At 44.1% G+C, this 14,674-nt stretch carries 8 protein-coding genes; 5 read left to right on the top strand and 3 right to left on the bottom strand.

Annotation, left to right across the window (positions count from 1 at the left end):
- Window positions 1-24: 24 nt before the first annotated feature.
- Together QVO66_RS06745 and QVO66_RS06740 are read right to left on the bottom strand one after the other, a co-directional pair.
- Entirely contained in the window at window positions 25-1,473 is a 1,449-nt protein-coding gene (locus QVO66_RS06745; RefSeq protein WP_021854680.1) for a carbon starvation CstA family protein, read from the bottom strand.
- 650 nt (window positions 1,474-2,123) lie between these two features.
- Window positions 2,124-3,518 (bottom strand): AraC family transcriptional regulator, encoded by a 1,395-nt coding sequence (locus tag QVO66_RS06740; protein WP_288172703.1) that lies wholly within the window; start codon window positions 3,516-3,518, stop codon window positions 2,124-2,126.
- Window positions 3,519-3,852: 334 nt separating this feature from the next.
- Here QVO66_RS06740 and QVO66_RS06735 point away from each other — a divergent pair, with 334 nt between their 5' ends.
- From QVO66_RS06735 to QVO66_RS06725, 3 genes are all read left to right on the top strand, one after another.
- The gene (locus QVO66_RS06735; RefSeq protein WP_021854678.1) at window positions 3,853-5,658 is read left to right on the top strand and encodes a M6 family metalloprotease domain-containing protein; all 1,806 of its coding nucleotides are present in this window, start codon (window positions 3,853-3,855) and stop codon (window positions 5,656-5,658) included.
- A gap of 25 nt (window positions 5,659-5,683) precedes the next feature.
- Window positions 5,684-7,804 (top strand): choice-of-anchor J domain-containing protein, encoded by a 2,121-nt coding sequence (locus QVO66_RS06730; RefSeq protein WP_021854677.1) that lies wholly within the window; start codon window positions 5,684-5,686, stop codon window positions 7,802-7,804.
- Between the two features lie 128 nt (window positions 7,805-7,932).
- The gene (locus tag QVO66_RS06725; protein ID WP_021854676.1) at window positions 7,933-10,500 is read left to right on the top strand and encodes a T9SS type A sorting domain-containing protein; all 2,568 of its coding nucleotides are present in this window, start codon (window positions 7,933-7,935) and stop codon (window positions 10,498-10,500) included.
- A 529-nt stretch (window positions 10,501-11,029) separates the two neighbouring features.
- Here the strand turns inward: QVO66_RS06725 and QVO66_RS06720 are convergent.
- Entirely contained in the window at window positions 11,030-13,144 is a 2,115-nt protein-coding gene (locus QVO66_RS06720; protein ID WP_021854675.1) for a VapE domain-containing protein, read from the bottom strand.
- A gap of 368 nt (window positions 13,145-13,512) precedes the next feature.
- On the opposite strand from QVO66_RS06720, the gene QVO66_RS06715 reads away from it, so the two are divergent.
- Both QVO66_RS06715 and QVO66_RS06710 read left to right on the top strand, forming a co-directional pair.
- Window positions 13,513-13,872: a CidA/LrgA family protein gene (locus QVO66_RS06715; RefSeq protein ID WP_021854674.1), complete on the top strand. Its 360-nt coding sequence runs from the start codon at window positions 13,513-13,515 to the stop codon at window positions 13,870-13,872.
- Window positions 13,869-14,561, top strand: a complete 693-nt coding sequence (locus QVO66_RS06710) for an LrgB family protein (protein WP_021854673.1) — start codon at window positions 13,869-13,871, stop codon at window positions 14,559-14,561. The genes QVO66_RS06715 and QVO66_RS06710 overlap by 4 nt, the downstream gene beginning before the upstream one ends.
- Window positions 14,562-14,674 lie beyond the last annotated feature (113 nt).

The raw sequence follows: 14,674 nt of genomic DNA, 5'->3' as shown, positions 1-14,674 counted from the left end.
CTTACGACATATTATCACAAAAAATTAATCGTTGTCTGTGCTTATCCGGCAATATTTCTTGTGCCAGAACGCAAACAGCACTCCCGACAGCAGCAGCACTATGACGGCAGCTATATAGCCGGCAACATTGCTGAGTGCAAACGAATTTTTAGAAACAAGAAGGAATGCCACACACACGGCCGTCATAAACATAGCCGGGATAAGCGTTATGATATACGGCTTTGACTTACGCGCAAGATACACCGTAAGCGCCCAAAGCGTAAACACGGCAAGCGTCTGATTGGCCCATCCGAACCATCCCCATATAACGTTGAAGCCGTCTTCATCGGCAATGTTAAACCACAAGAAGCCCAGCGTGACCAAGAACAGAGGTATGCATATATAAATGCGGTGGCGTATGGTGTGCTGCTCAAAGTTAAGAAACTCCGCAATAATCAGTCTGGCACTGCGCAATGCCGTGTCGCCGCTCGTTATAGGAGCAGCCACAACGCCAAGTATAGCCAATGCACCGCCAAACATGCCGAGCCATCCCGAAGACACGGTGGTTACCACCTCAGGTGCCTGAAGCGTAAGAGGAACGCCAAGCTCCTGTGCGGCTCCGCCATAAAAGAAATAAGAAGATATTGTTGCCCATATAAGCGCAACGATGCCCTCGGTTATCATCGCACCGTAAAACAGCGGACGTCCCTGCTTCTCATTCGCCATACAACGTGCCATAAGCGGACTCTGAGTGGCATGGAAGCCGCTGATGGCACCACAGGCAATGGTTATAAAAAGACATGGGAATATCGGGCCCGATTTAGGCGACAGATTGCCAAGTCCGTCGGTAAGCTCAGGTAGCTGCGGCCATTTGACAAACAGCACCACCATGAGCGCAACAGCCATAAACAGCATGGCAATGGCAAAAAGCGGATAAATCTTGCCGATAATCTTATCAACAGGAAGCATCGTGGCAAGAAAATAATATGCAAAAATTATCAGACACCATACATAAACCCATGTAACTGAGTCGCCGCATATTGTACCTAATATCAATGCCGGACTATATACAAACACGGCACCGACCATTATAAGCATAAAAACAGAGAACACCAGCATGACCTTCTTAGTTGACTTGCCGAGATAACAGCCTACAAGCTCCGGCAGACCTGCACCGCCATGACGCTGCGACAACATTCCGCTGAGATAATCGTGAACCGCACCAGCAAAGATACAGCCGAAAACTATCCACAGATAGGCCGAAGGGCCAAACTTGGCACCCATGATGGCACCGAAAATAGGTCCTGTGCCGGCAATGTTAAGAAACTGAATCATAAAGATTTTCCATCCCGGCAATACTACATAGTCTACGCCGTCGGCCATACTTACAGCCGGTGTAGGACGGTCGTCGGGAGCAAACACGCGCTCTACGATGCGTCCATAAATGAAATAGCCCACCACAAGGGCAACCAAACTTAAAACAAATGTGATCATAGATTAGATTATTATTCTCTTTTGAACATACTAATTATTGGCAAAAGTAAAAATATAAATTTAAAAATGCAAAGAAAAACCTGATTTTATATATAAAATATATAAGCCGCACAACAGCTTATCCCACTGAGACATTTCATGTTGTTTTAAAGTTTTATTCTAAAAAATGCATCACTGACAAAAACAAGACTACGCTAAAATGCCATAAACGTGATATCCGGCACAACAATATCTTAATATTCAAGCTGAATATCAAATAATTTTATTTTACAACCCAGAAAAATCGAAAGCAAAACATACATTTATTATTAACAAGCGTTCATATCGAACGTCTATCCTGTAAAAACAATAAGCAAAACAATGCGTATTAGTTTCAAATCATTAACCTATTGTTTTCATGTCGTAACTCGGCCACTTTTGAAGCGAAAACGGCCGAGTTTTTCATCAAAAACTAATTGTTTTTTTATGAGAAATCAGTATGCTCCGCAACCGTAAGCCAGTCCGTAGACTATGACTTTACAAATCGCAGCACCTGTTAAGCCTACATAAAATAAGCCTTGCCATACAGCCAACGCATCATTCACATGCAAGAATATCGTCCGGCCATGCACATGACATAAAAAATTTACCTTCTTGTAGCTTCCGTATATTTACTTCTCTTTAGTCGCCAGCTTTTTATACATGGCTGGAGTCATGCCGTTAATTTTCTTAAACGTGCGGTTAAAGCTTGTCGCATTGGTATATCCCACCTCCTCATAAATAGCCTGAATGGTCATATTGCCATAATGCTCATTATCCGAAAGCATTCTGCATGCCTCCATTATACGTTTCTCGTTAATGTATGTTCTGAAGTTTTTATTGTATGTCTTGTTGATGACAAACGAAACATACTTTGTATTCGACTTTGCCATGTCGGCTATAATCTTCAGACTGAGGTCAGGATCAGAAATTATTTCGGGCGTATTTATAATCTCATTTATTTTCGCAAGAAGTGCGTCTGCCTGTTCCTGCGTCATGTCAACCCCACCGGCATTTCCGTCAAACTCGTCGTCGCCGGCCTCATCGCCTTCATTGTAAGACGGCACAATAGCCACCTTGCTTCTGTCTGATTTTATCAAGTCGTTGTTCTTGTTGATAAGCAGGCGCTGTGCATTTCTTAAATTGCGGTTTTTGCGTATAACCACCACTGCCAGCACAATCGTGATTATCAACAAAATAGAAATCAAGATAACAGCCAAGGTGTAAATATTGATAATCGAGGTCAGCGAACTTATCTCCTCCGTACTTTTACGCGACTCATACTCCTGCAGCTTTCCCCTTGCCTGGTTCATGCCCTTTGCACTAAACACCGAGTCATAAGTCTCAAGATACAACACTCTGTATTTTCTGGCAGAATCGCTATCGCCATTTCCGGCATACGCCTCGTAAAGAATCTTGTACGCATTGATTTCCATCTCGGCATTATCAATTTCAACAGACATATCCCGGCATTTCGTTCCATATTTTATAGCATTGCCGTAATCATGCTTTTTGACGAGAATATTTCCTATCTCAGACTCCTGATATAATATAAAGATGTCGTCCAGCTCATTTTTCTCTGCGTATGCGGCAGCCCTTAGATGATCCTTCACAGCTTCGTCATACTTACGTTCAGCCTGCTTTATTCGGGCAGAATTATATATTAGGAAATACTCCCATTGTGTTGCGTTCTTGCTTACCTGCATCTTCTTGGCTATATCATAATATTCCTTTGCCTTTTTAATATTCCCCAGATGACAATATGCAGGCACTATATTAGTAAGGTATTTGCCTATCAGCTCTTCGTCATTAAGTTTTTTCGACATCTTGTATCCTTTCAGCAGATAGAAGAGGTTTGCCTCATAATCGCCAAAAGCTTCATAAATATTGGCAATATTACCTATGCATGCCATGTATGTGCGCTTGTCGTCTTCCTTTTCAGCTATTTCCATACCTTTTATATAATATGTAAGGGCCAAAGGATAATTGCCATCCTTATACAAGCCGTCGGCTATTATTTTTGTCATGCCTGATTTTGTGTTTGCAGGCATCGACGCATAAGAATGACATACAGGACATACAAATAGAAATATTATGAAAATAATGTGTTTAAACATATCGTATTAGGCTTTTAATAAATTTTAATCGACAGGCTATTAACCGTCTTCCATTGCAAATTTAAACAAAATATAAGAGAAAAATATAGACAAAATCGTAAAATGCAAGTTTTTTTTTAATATTTCGTGAAATGTGAAGAATTTGGATGCTTTTATTTGTATAATCTGTAATAAAAAATATAATTTAGCAGACGTAAAAATTTAATAAATCTATTATTCTGATAAACTTAACACCTACAATATTATGAGAATCCTTAACGTTTTTATTACCATTGCAGCTTGCCTGATTTGTTTAAACGGCACATACGCTGCTCCTGCCTGGCCAAACAAAATATCATACACCCAGGCAGACGGAACTAAGGTAACAGTGTATTTGAATGGTGACGAATACATGCACCATTATGTAAGTGAAGACGGATTCATCCTTCTACCCGATGCAAACGGAAGTCTTAGATATGCAGAAATTGTTGACAACAAGGTAGTGCCGACAGGAATGGTGGCACACAACGCAACAAGCCGCAACGCTAAAGAACTCCAGTTTATAAAGACATTAGACCAGCAGGCTATCAAGCAAAAGCTTGCCGTAGCCTATAGGGACAAGCGCCAGGAGATAGCCTCTAAGGCACAAAGAGTAAAAAGTCAAAGCTCGCCAAGCGTCATAGAGCCTGTATTCCCAACAATAGGCAATATCCGCGGACTTATAATCTTAGCCCAGTTTAAGGACCAGAAGTTTTCTACTGACAACATCCATGACATATATAACAGCATGGCAAACGATGAAGACTATTCAGGCCCGTATGCTTCAGGAAGCATAAAGAGCTATTTCACCGCGCAGTCTGCCGGAAAATTTGTTCCTACATTTGACATTGTCGGCCCAGTTGACCTTCCTCACGAAATGGCATATTACGGCTATGACGAGAGAGCAGCAGAACTGATGATAGATGCATGCAGCATGGCAGACGCAAACACAGACGTCGACTTTTCTAAATACGACTACAACGGCGACGGATATGTTGATTTTATCTTCGTGGTGTATGCCGGCTACGGACAGTCGCAGGGCGGCAGCGAAGAGACTGTATGGCCACAGGCCGTAGACCTGACCTACGAAAGCTGGAACATGTACGACGGACTGTATTTAGGCCAGGCAGCATGTTCATGTGAGCTGAGAGGCCATGAAGGAACAACTCTCGACGGTATCGGCACATTCTGCCATGAGTTCAGCCACATCCTCGGACTGCCTGACATATACGACGCTGCATATTCAGGAATGCAAGGCATGCTTACATGGGACGTGATGTGCAACGGACTTTATAATGACGACAGCAAGACTCCTGCCGGATACACAGCAATGGACAAATATACTGTAGGCTGGCTCGAACCTGTAGTGCTTAGCGAACCTGCCAAGGACCTGACATTAAACCCGTTGTCTGAATCAAATGAGGCATACTTCATTGTATGCGGAACAGACAACAATGAATACTTCACCTTGGAGAACCGCCAGCAGACAGGCTGGGACAAGGCTCTCGACGGTCACGGACTGATTATTTCGCAAATACATTATGTTCCTTCTCTTTGGAATACCAACCGTGTCAACACCTCATCGTCAGGCTATGAGCATGTTTCTCTTATCCCTGCAGACGGACATGCCTCTGACGGCACCGAGGCCGGCGACCCGTTCCCCGGAACAAGCAACAACACACAGTTTACTGATACGTCAATGCCTTCTGCAAAATGGCAGACTACATCTGACGCGGTAAACTGTCCGATAACAAACATAAGAGAAAACAACGGTGTGATAACTTTCGACTTCAAGAGCGATGCAACAGGCATTGAATCACACGAAGCAGGACAAGAACTGGCACGCATCAGCGCAACCGGCGGAACAATAAATATTGACAATCCGCAAAAGTCTGATGTACTCATACTCTCAGCTGACGGCCGCATTATACAGAAATCAGCCCAAAGGCATATAACATGCACTCCTGGATGTGGCATGTACATTGTAAAATGCGGTGAGTTAATTAAAAAAGTTATTTTAGCAAGACCCTAATTATTAACATTTAAAAAGTACCATTATGAAGAAAATTTTATTCTCCATGCTTGCAGTTTTGGCTATTATTTGCGCCAACACATCTGCGTATGCTGCAGACAGCGGCTCAGCATCAACCGTAAACAGGAAAATGTATGGATACTTTAACTACAACGGAGCTCTGGCAGGTGCTTACGGCTTTTGTTCATTAAACCTCAATGATCTTTCAAAAGCTGACGTAATATATCCTTATGGAAACATGAAGAGCATATATTCGGGAGCTGCCGTAGACGACGTCTTCTATGCATACGAGTATGTCTATGACTCATTTATTGGGCCTCAGAACGGCGATTTCATATCATACAATATAACGACGGGCCGTTACACCGTGCTGGGTTCGGAAGGACTTGCCGCACAAGGCACTAACTTCAAGACACAGGACATGACCTATGACTACAGTTCTAAGACAATGTACGCAATAGGTTTCTTCCAGGGAGAATCTGCCCTGTATAGCGTCAACCTTAAAGACGGTATGCTTACAAAGGTTACAACGCTGCAAAAAACTCTTGGCGTAATTGCTGCCGACATGGACGGAACATTATATGGCGTAGGCGCCAATGACGGCGTGCTGTATAAGGTGAACAAAAATGACGGTTCGGTAACAAGAATATTGCAGACAGGTTTCGGAGGATTGTCACAGAATCAGACAATGGAATTCGACCATTCTACAGGTCTTCTGTATTGGGCAGCATGCTCATATGATTATGATCAGGGTATACAGACATATATGCTGTGCATCGACCTGACATCTGAAAATGTAACAATGAAGAATCTCGGACAGATTGGTATCAATTCATCATTCATGGCTCTCTATATCCCGTTTGCTGAAGGCGGAGACAACGCTCCTGCAGAACCCGCAGAATTCACAGTTACACCAGGAGAAAAAGGTGCAAGGACAGCACACATGACATGGAAAGCTCCTACAACTTCTTTCGGCGGCGAGACATTGGCTGATGCCGTTACAGGTTATGTGATAGAGCGTAACGGAGAAAAGATTGCAACTCTGGAAGCTAATGCAACGTCTTATGACGACACTAGTATTGATGCTGACGGCGACTACGCATACGTTATTTACGCCGTAAACAAGGCCGGAAACGGCGGCAAGGCCCGCGCAACGGTATTTGTAGGCAACGACATGCCGGGACAGGTGTCTAACATGAAATTTGTCGTAGGCGAAGGATGTGCTTCAGCCAAGCTGTCATGGGACGCACCTACACAAGGCTTTAACGGAGGATATTTCTCTCCAGACGGACTGACATATAAGATTGTGCGCCAGCCGGACAACAAGACTGTTGTTGAAAACCTGAAAGAAACCACGTTCACAGACGACCAGATGACACGTATCGGACGCTACACATACGTCATCTATGCATGCAACGAATATGGTGAGACAGCTGCAAACATGCCAGAAGCCTATGTACTCGGCAAGGCAATGACTCTGCCGATGTCACAAGACTTTTCGAACATGACATATTTTGAAAATCAGTGGATGGCTTATGATGCCAATAAAGACGCATACAGCTGGACATATACATCTGAATGGGGTCCGCTGCAGTTTGACGATACTACACCATGCGCTGAATACATTGTTAACCCCGGTATCGAAAACTACGGAAATGACGCCGACGAATGGCTGATAAGTCCTCCGCTCGAGTTTAATGCCGCAAAGAGCTACAAGATCAGAGTGAAGATACGCTGTACAGCCGAAGAGAAACTGCAGTTCACTTTGGGCAGCAACAACGTTTACACAGAACATGCTATGTTTGATGAATTTACGTTCAAGCCGCAGTTGAATGAATCAGGCGACAACTGGATTTACTCTGAGTATGAGTTTAACGTTCCGGCAGGAACAGACGGAGCGCGCTGTATAGGTATACACCTCGTAAGCCCGTATCCTGTAAATGGTATGTCTTATTTACAGATAGCCAATGTAACTGTCGAAGAAGGTGTTGCATCAGGAATCAAGCAGACAATAAATTCTGATGAAGCAAAGAACGACAACGACATATATACCATAGACGGACGCTTAGTGCGCACCGACGGCAGCCTTAAAGGCCTCACAAAAGGCATATACATCAAGGGCGGCAAGAAATATGTAATAAGATAAAAACATTTCCAGACGCCATACATATAATATTTGCAGCATGGGATATTGCCCGGGGTGATTTATCCCATCGAAACGGCAGACAATAACCCATGCTGCAATTCTTGTTTAACACTTAAAACCTTCTGTTTATGAAAAAGCATTTATTCACAACAATATTGCTAGCAGCAATGTCAGGCTTTGCCATCGCACAAGACTCGCCCGAAACAGCGATAAACCTGCGTGTCGGTTATAACGAATACACGCCTGACACAAAAGATGAAGTGGATGTCTACTGGAAATACACAGCTGAAGAGAACAGTATACTTACGATTGAGGCAACCAGCATCCAGCAATTAACGGCATTTGAACTCGATGGCACCGAACGGGTTAACGTAAAGCCTGCTCAAGGCGAACAATTTACCATACAAAATTATCCGTTGGAGGCAGGCAGCACAATTTACTTTCAAATGCCAGTGTATAGCGGCAACAAGGCAACATTCGACCTGAAAACGACTCCTTTACCGGATTTAGGCAAAGGTCATACCGAGGATGACCCTATGCCTATCTCACCCGAAAACAAGTATTACATGGGAAACCAGTATGTATTTTCTGATCAAGTTTTCTATGCCACTTACACGGCAGACAAGGAAGGTCTGCTTGTCATGACCTCGTCTACAGCCGTAATGGGAATTACTGTTGAAGGTTCTATTGGTCTCAAATTCGATCCGACATTCGCCATCGACCGCGGTACACAACATCAATGCAAGATGCCGGTAGAAGAAGGAAAGACATATCTGATAAGATTCGACAACTATTCTCCTTTCATACTTGACGTAACATTTGAAGACGCTGAGCGCGGCTCACTCTACATGCCGTTCCGGCTGAAAGAAGGCGACAACACTGTTCCTGCAGCAGCCGGTACTTATTACTACATATACTCAAACGAAAGAACCGGATATGGAGTTGTCAGCAGCACAAGCGAACTTCCTGGAGGACAAGTTAAGATTTTCCCGGAAGACAAGAGTCTTATTGAAGCCGGATATACTTTGGCCACATCAGAAGAAGGCAGCTTCAACACACGCTGGGAAATGCAGGAGCCAAACACTATATATTTCGTATGTGTAAACAAAACTGAGGCTACGGCTGAAGAGCAGACCATGACTTTTGCATGCGAAGACTATAAGGCAGGAGACAAAGAGTCGAACCCGATTGTAATCAGTGAAACTCCATCAGAAATCACAACAGAGGCGTCTAACAAGACAACATTCTATGCGGTAGATATTCCGGCACAGTCGAACAAAATTCTTGATGTGAAGGCTGTTTCTGAAATACAAAGCGGATACACTAAGGTTGAAATTTATCCTAGTGGGAACAGTTATAACAGCATTTCCGGCAATAATGCCGTATACACACAGGTCAGCGGAGGCGAGCAGGGCCAGCGCTATATCATCAAATGGACTTCAAGCGAGACAGAGCCTATCACATTCAAAGTTTCAATGGAGGACATAATGCAGGGAGACATCATCACCGATCCTCTAACAGCCGTGAAAGGTGAAAACACTGTTGAAAACAAGAACGGATACATCAAGTATTATAAGTATACAGCCACAATAACCGGCAAACTGTATTTCAGCGGACCGTCTAATATGTTCGTTTCATTCCCGAAGGGCACCGGCCCATACGATGGTTCTTATTCTACTACTAGAGACGAAAATATGGCATACGTACTTGAAATTCTTGAGGGAACAACATATCTCATTAAGATAGACGGAGCCTTGGACGGACAGAAGTTCACCATAGAGGAAAAAGATTATGATCTCGGAGAAGGACGCACTAACCCGATAATAGTAGACGGCAACACATACACATTCGGAGACGAAATACCAAGAAATCTATGGCTGCAATACACAATGAAGGAAGACGGCGTTCTGACTATCGAAAGCAACAAGCCTTACAATGATATGGGCTATGACGAAATTTATTACTGCAAAGGCAAGGACGGTGAGCCAGTAGCAATATCAGGACCAGATACCGACGGTTCTACTATTTACCATGTAGATCTTTCGGCTGCAGCAGGCGACATATTCCTTGTAAATGTCAAGATAACAACAGCGTCAAAAGGCAACAGTGTGTACTTCACCGAAAGAGAATTCAAGGAAGGCGAATCTGTCAATACGGCTATCGAGCTTAAAGACGGAGAGGCTGTAGAACTACCGGAAGTTGAGGCAACAAAACCGTTATGGTATGTCGTTCCACTTGAAGAAGGAGAAGTTACTGTTACAACCAACGCTCCGTTTATGACCAACCCTGTATGGTTTGCCAACGAAGAAGATGCACTCAACGGAACTAATGGTGTTGTAATGGAATTCCAAAACTCATTCGACGAGGATTACAATATGCTATGCACTTGGAAAACCACTGTCACTACTCCGGGCAAGCACTATATAAGAGTAGACGAAGCATACACAGGCATCAGCATGACACTTACAGGACCGGTAAGCACTAACATATACCAGATGAACGATATGCAAGAAGGCATAACTGCAGGTAAAGGCTACATCAATGTCAGCGCTGCTAATAAGCCGGTTGCTATCTACAATGTTTCAGGCGTAAAAGTGGCAGAAAGCAATGTTGACGGCAACTGTACCTTCAACCTGAACAATGGTATATATATTGTAAAAGTAGGAAACTTGGTAAAAAAAGTTTTAGTTAAATAATAATGGGGATTTTCACATCATAGAATGTGGATATAGTAAAAGCAGCGCCTGTCTTTCCAAAACGGAAAAGACAGGCGTTTTTTTCATCATAAATTATTGACTATCAAACATCCTGATACGTATCATTCCGTATTGCAAAAGCATAGTTTTTAGAATGCGAAAGGTGGCCTTTTACATTACGAAAGGGCACTTATCATATTGCCAACGCATATAATAAAAATGTTTTTCTTTAAAAACTCATCACTCGTCACAATTGGGCATAACTTATTTATCTACAACAACTTACAGTGTGACGAGTTGACATTTCAACTCATCACACATGCATATTTGGTCAACCAAAAACAGGATTAATTATATCCAGAAACAGTTTTTTATCTGAATTCTGCATTATGAAAACATCAATAAAAGCCTGAAAAAGCTGAAAAACAGATAGTGTGATGAGTTGACTTTTCAACTCATCACACTATAACCACCTGACAGCAAGCATCTTAGAGCAGAATGTGACGAGTGATGAGTTTCTAAAGAAAAATTATTTTTCTATTTGCTCCACGATATAACGCACCCCGGTGCGCGTGTGGCGCCTGTTGAAACCTAGCCGCTTCAATGTTATGCCTACACTTTTATCAGACAACCCTGACACCGGCAGACGCGGATAGGCACGGCAGACTACGGACACAATGTCGTCAACAGACATCTCATGCCCTGCCCCATCGGCTTCAGGAATGCGGAAGAGACGAGCTACGGCCGAACCAAAATCAGAAACACGCATGAAGCTCATGTTGTCGTCCATCAGGCGTTCAGTAGCTGCCGCATTGAGATAACACAAGGCGCCGCCACGTATTTCGCTTATAATCTGGGCATAAAGCTGCTGATAATCAACAGCCGAAGTGAAATCAATGTTGCCCGTAACTGCCACGCACGCAAACCTTCGGCTACCGGTAAGGTCGGTCAAAGGATGCCTGCTGTTGGTTGTGGCAATGAAGCTTGCATAACGGCGTTCAGTTGAAAAATTGCTGCGATATGCCTTCACGGCTGTTACTTCACTCTTTGAAATGATGTATTTAATCAGCGGCTGTCTACTGGCCGAATAGCGGTCGAACTCATCGATGTTGATAAGGGCAAAGGATGACAGGCCACGCATCAGCGTATTGTCGTTGCGGAAGTCGATACGGTCGTTGTAATAGGCGCGGAGCTCTGGCGGCAATATAATCTTGGCAAACGACGACTTGCCACAGCCCTGACTGCCAATGAGCAGTGGAACAAGGTCGTTGCCGTGCATGACATCCAGCCCCATCCAGTGAGCAACCATTGAGCGCATCCATACGCTGAAGTATTCCGGCCAACGGGAATTGTCGGTAGGAACACGCTGCGCAAAGGCTTTTATGCGGTCGCGTCCGTCCCATTCGGGCAATGAGTCAAGCCAATGGTTCAACGGATCAAAATCTGAAACGAGCGTAGAATTCACGCGTTCCTTGATGTCGCGGGCCCACACCCTGATGCCCTCGCGCTGAGCCTTCACGGCTATGGTGTTGATAACTTCCTGCGTAACCGGCCTGTAATCGGCATCGCAAGCCCCGATGTGCTTATACTGCACCACACCCGTAAGCACATTGCGGCGCATAACATAACGTGTACTGAAAAAATTATCAAGCTTTATGGCCTGAAGCCGGGGAGCCTCGACATACCTCAACGGATTAGGATTATCTTCTGCCTGACGATATGCCTGCGCAAAAAACAACTCAACCAGGCCGCGTTCTACATTAATAGTGCCAAGGTTCATTGTGCGGTCAACACACATCTGTTGCGGCAAACCTGACTTACGGCACAGGTATGCCAGCTTCTGTATGGCGCGTTCAGCATAATAAGGGTCGTCTTGATTAAGTTCTGAATCAAGCACATGGTTCCAACAGCAATAAAAGATATAGCGATAAGCCTCTGAAGACGATTTGCCCGGAAGAGGCGACTCATCGGCTTCAAAATCGTGCGAACGGCATACATTAAAAGTGTCATACACATCATTCTCACACACGATCAATGTCAAAGCCTCACGATTGTAATAAATGCCGGCATCGGCACTCATAAGACACATAGCCTCGGCAGTGCCTGTCTGCATAGATATTTCGGTCTTTAGCTGTGACGAATATATATAATGCAGAAGTCTGTACCCCTTTGACATTAACCTGCGCCAGGCCTCCGTATCGCATGGAACTGTGCCGTCAGCCTGCGAAATAGAACAAACCACAATGACAGATAATCCATTCGCACCGATAAAAGCCAACATTGTGTATGGCTGGCACGATGCAACACGCCGTATGCGCACAGCCTCATCAAAGCTCTTTAGCCCTGCTATCTCGATGAAAAGCAGTCCGTTGCGTCCAACTACAATTCTTTTGCCGTTGCGGCGCTTATATACGGAAGAGAAACAAAGGCGCGGAATGCGATTGTCAGCTGTCATTACATCGCGCCGGGAACATGAGACAGGCTTGCCGGAAGACAGCAACGGACTGTAACAGCGATAGTCTGACAAAGCATCGGCATAGCGTCCTTGCCGGATCATAACCACCAATTCGTCCAACTCACAATTAGCAATAGTCTCCCTGTTAAGGAAGTTCTTGAACAAACTTACTTTAAATGTATTATTCATGATATAAGAAATTATTTGTTATCCTTGCCGCAAAAATACAACATCAGAAAAGCGATTGCAAATTTTATCTATATCAAAAACACGCTAAAGTTCTAATAAGTCAGCAGCCGCAACAGTCTCCCCGCACACAGGAACCCAGCCACTGCAGCATAAGCAAACAAATCAACAAGAAATGACCATAACTGATACTGCAAATATGGAAACTGAGATTAAATCAAAACATGCAATCAGATCAAGCAAATATACGACAAACTGTAAGCAGCATAAAAAATGAAGGAACAAAAGTGTTAACAAATTTGTATATCAGTTAAAAACGATATACCTTTGCACCCCGTTAGGTAAAAAGATTATTTGTTTTAAAGGTTATGATGATTAGACAATTGGCCATATTGTTTGGCTGTCTCGCATTGGGTGAGCTGATAATATGGCTCACGGGCATACCTTTGCCGTCGAGCATCCTGGGCATGCTAATTCTTACTCTTCTGCTGAAGCTGAAGATAATACGTCTGGAATGGGTAAAGACCATATCAGACTTTCTTGTAGCAAACATCGGATTTTTCTTTGTTCCGCCCGGCGTTGCCATTATGCTCTATTTCGACATTATTAAGGCTGAATTCTGGCCAATAGTAATCTCAACGGCCATATCCACGGTAATTGTACTGGCCGTAACGGGATGGGTTCATCAGATTTATGGAAAAGCCGTAAACAGGAAAGGAGGCGACCAATGAGCTATCTGTCAAACGAATTTTTTCTTATCGCCCTCACGTTCGGCAGCTATTTCTTCGGAAAGCTGCTCCGCAAATGGACTCATTGGACAATAATGCACCCCATTCTGGTGAGCATCTGCGTGCTGATAGCCTTTCTGAAGATATCAGGCGTAAAATACGAAACATACAACACGAGCGGACACATGATAGAATTCTGGCTTCAGCCTGCCGTCGTGGCGCTTGGCGTACCGCTGTATCAGCAGCTTGAAACGATAAAGAAACAGTTTCTGCCGATACTCATGTCAGAGCTTGCAGGCTGTCTGGCAGGCATTATATCGGTAGTGCTTATAGCTAAAGCGCTCGGTGCATCGAAGCCGGTGATAATGTCGCTCGCACCAAAATCTGTAACCACGCCTATCGCAATGGAAGTAACGAAGAGCATCGGCGGCATACCGTCGCTTACGGCAGCCGTAGTAGTGTGCGTAGGTCTGCTGTGTGCGGTGGCGGGCTATAAGACAATGGGATTTGCACGCGTAAACAGCCCTGTGGCACAAGGTCTGTCTATGGGAACGGCGGCACACGCCATGGGTACGGCAACATCAATGGACGTGAGCAAGGTGCACGGAGCCTACGCAAGTCTTGGACTTACGATCAACGGCATCCTGACCTCACTGCTTACGCCGTCAATTCTGCCGCTTATGGGCATCTGATTTTACACTTACTTTCTAACATTCATAAAATGCAGACGGACAACAGCCGGAAAGATACATCTAACGCTGTTGTCCGTTATTTTTTGTATAGAAGTAAGATCAGCCTCAGATAT

The sequence above is a fragment of the Prevotella sp. CAG:255 genome, assembly GCF_000431195.1.
Lineage (GTDB): Bacteria > Bacteroidota > Bacteroidia > Bacteroidales > Bacteroidaceae > Prevotella > Prevotella rara.
The sequence above is the reverse complement of the archived record's forward strand: the minus strand, read 5'-3'. Positions and strand labels throughout refer to the sequence as shown.

Excerpts from the sequence above, each read along its gene's own strand:
- QVO66_RS06745 (WP_021854680.1), bottom strand. The coding sequence starts at position 1,473 with ATGATCACATTTGTTTTAAGTTTGGTTGCCCTTGTGGTGGGCTATTTC.
- QVO66_RS06740 (WP_288172703.1), bottom strand. The coding sequence starts at position 3,518 with ATGACAAAAATAATAGCCGACGGCTTGTATAAGGATGGCAATTATCCT.
- QVO66_RS06735 (WP_021854678.1), top strand. The coding sequence starts at position 3,853 with ATGAGAATCCTTAACGTTTTTATTACCATTGCAGCTTGCCTGATTTGT.
- QVO66_RS06730 (WP_021854677.1), top strand. The coding sequence starts at position 5,684 with ATGAAGAAAATTTTATTCTCCATGCTTGCAGTTTTGGCTATTATTTGC.
- QVO66_RS06725 (WP_021854676.1), top strand. The coding sequence starts at position 7,933 with ATGAAAAAGCATTTATTCACAACAATATTGCTAGCAGCAATGTCAGGC.
- QVO66_RS06720 (WP_021854675.1), bottom strand. The coding sequence starts at position 13,144 with ATGAATAATACATTTAAAGTAAGTTTGTTCAAGAACTTCCTTAACAGG.
- QVO66_RS06715 (WP_021854674.1), top strand. The coding sequence starts at position 13,513 with ATGATTAGACAATTGGCCATATTGTTTGGCTGTCTCGCATTGGGTGAG.
- QVO66_RS06710 (WP_021854673.1), top strand. The coding sequence starts at position 13,869 with ATGAGCTATCTGTCAAACGAATTTTTTCTTATCGCCCTCACGTTCGGC.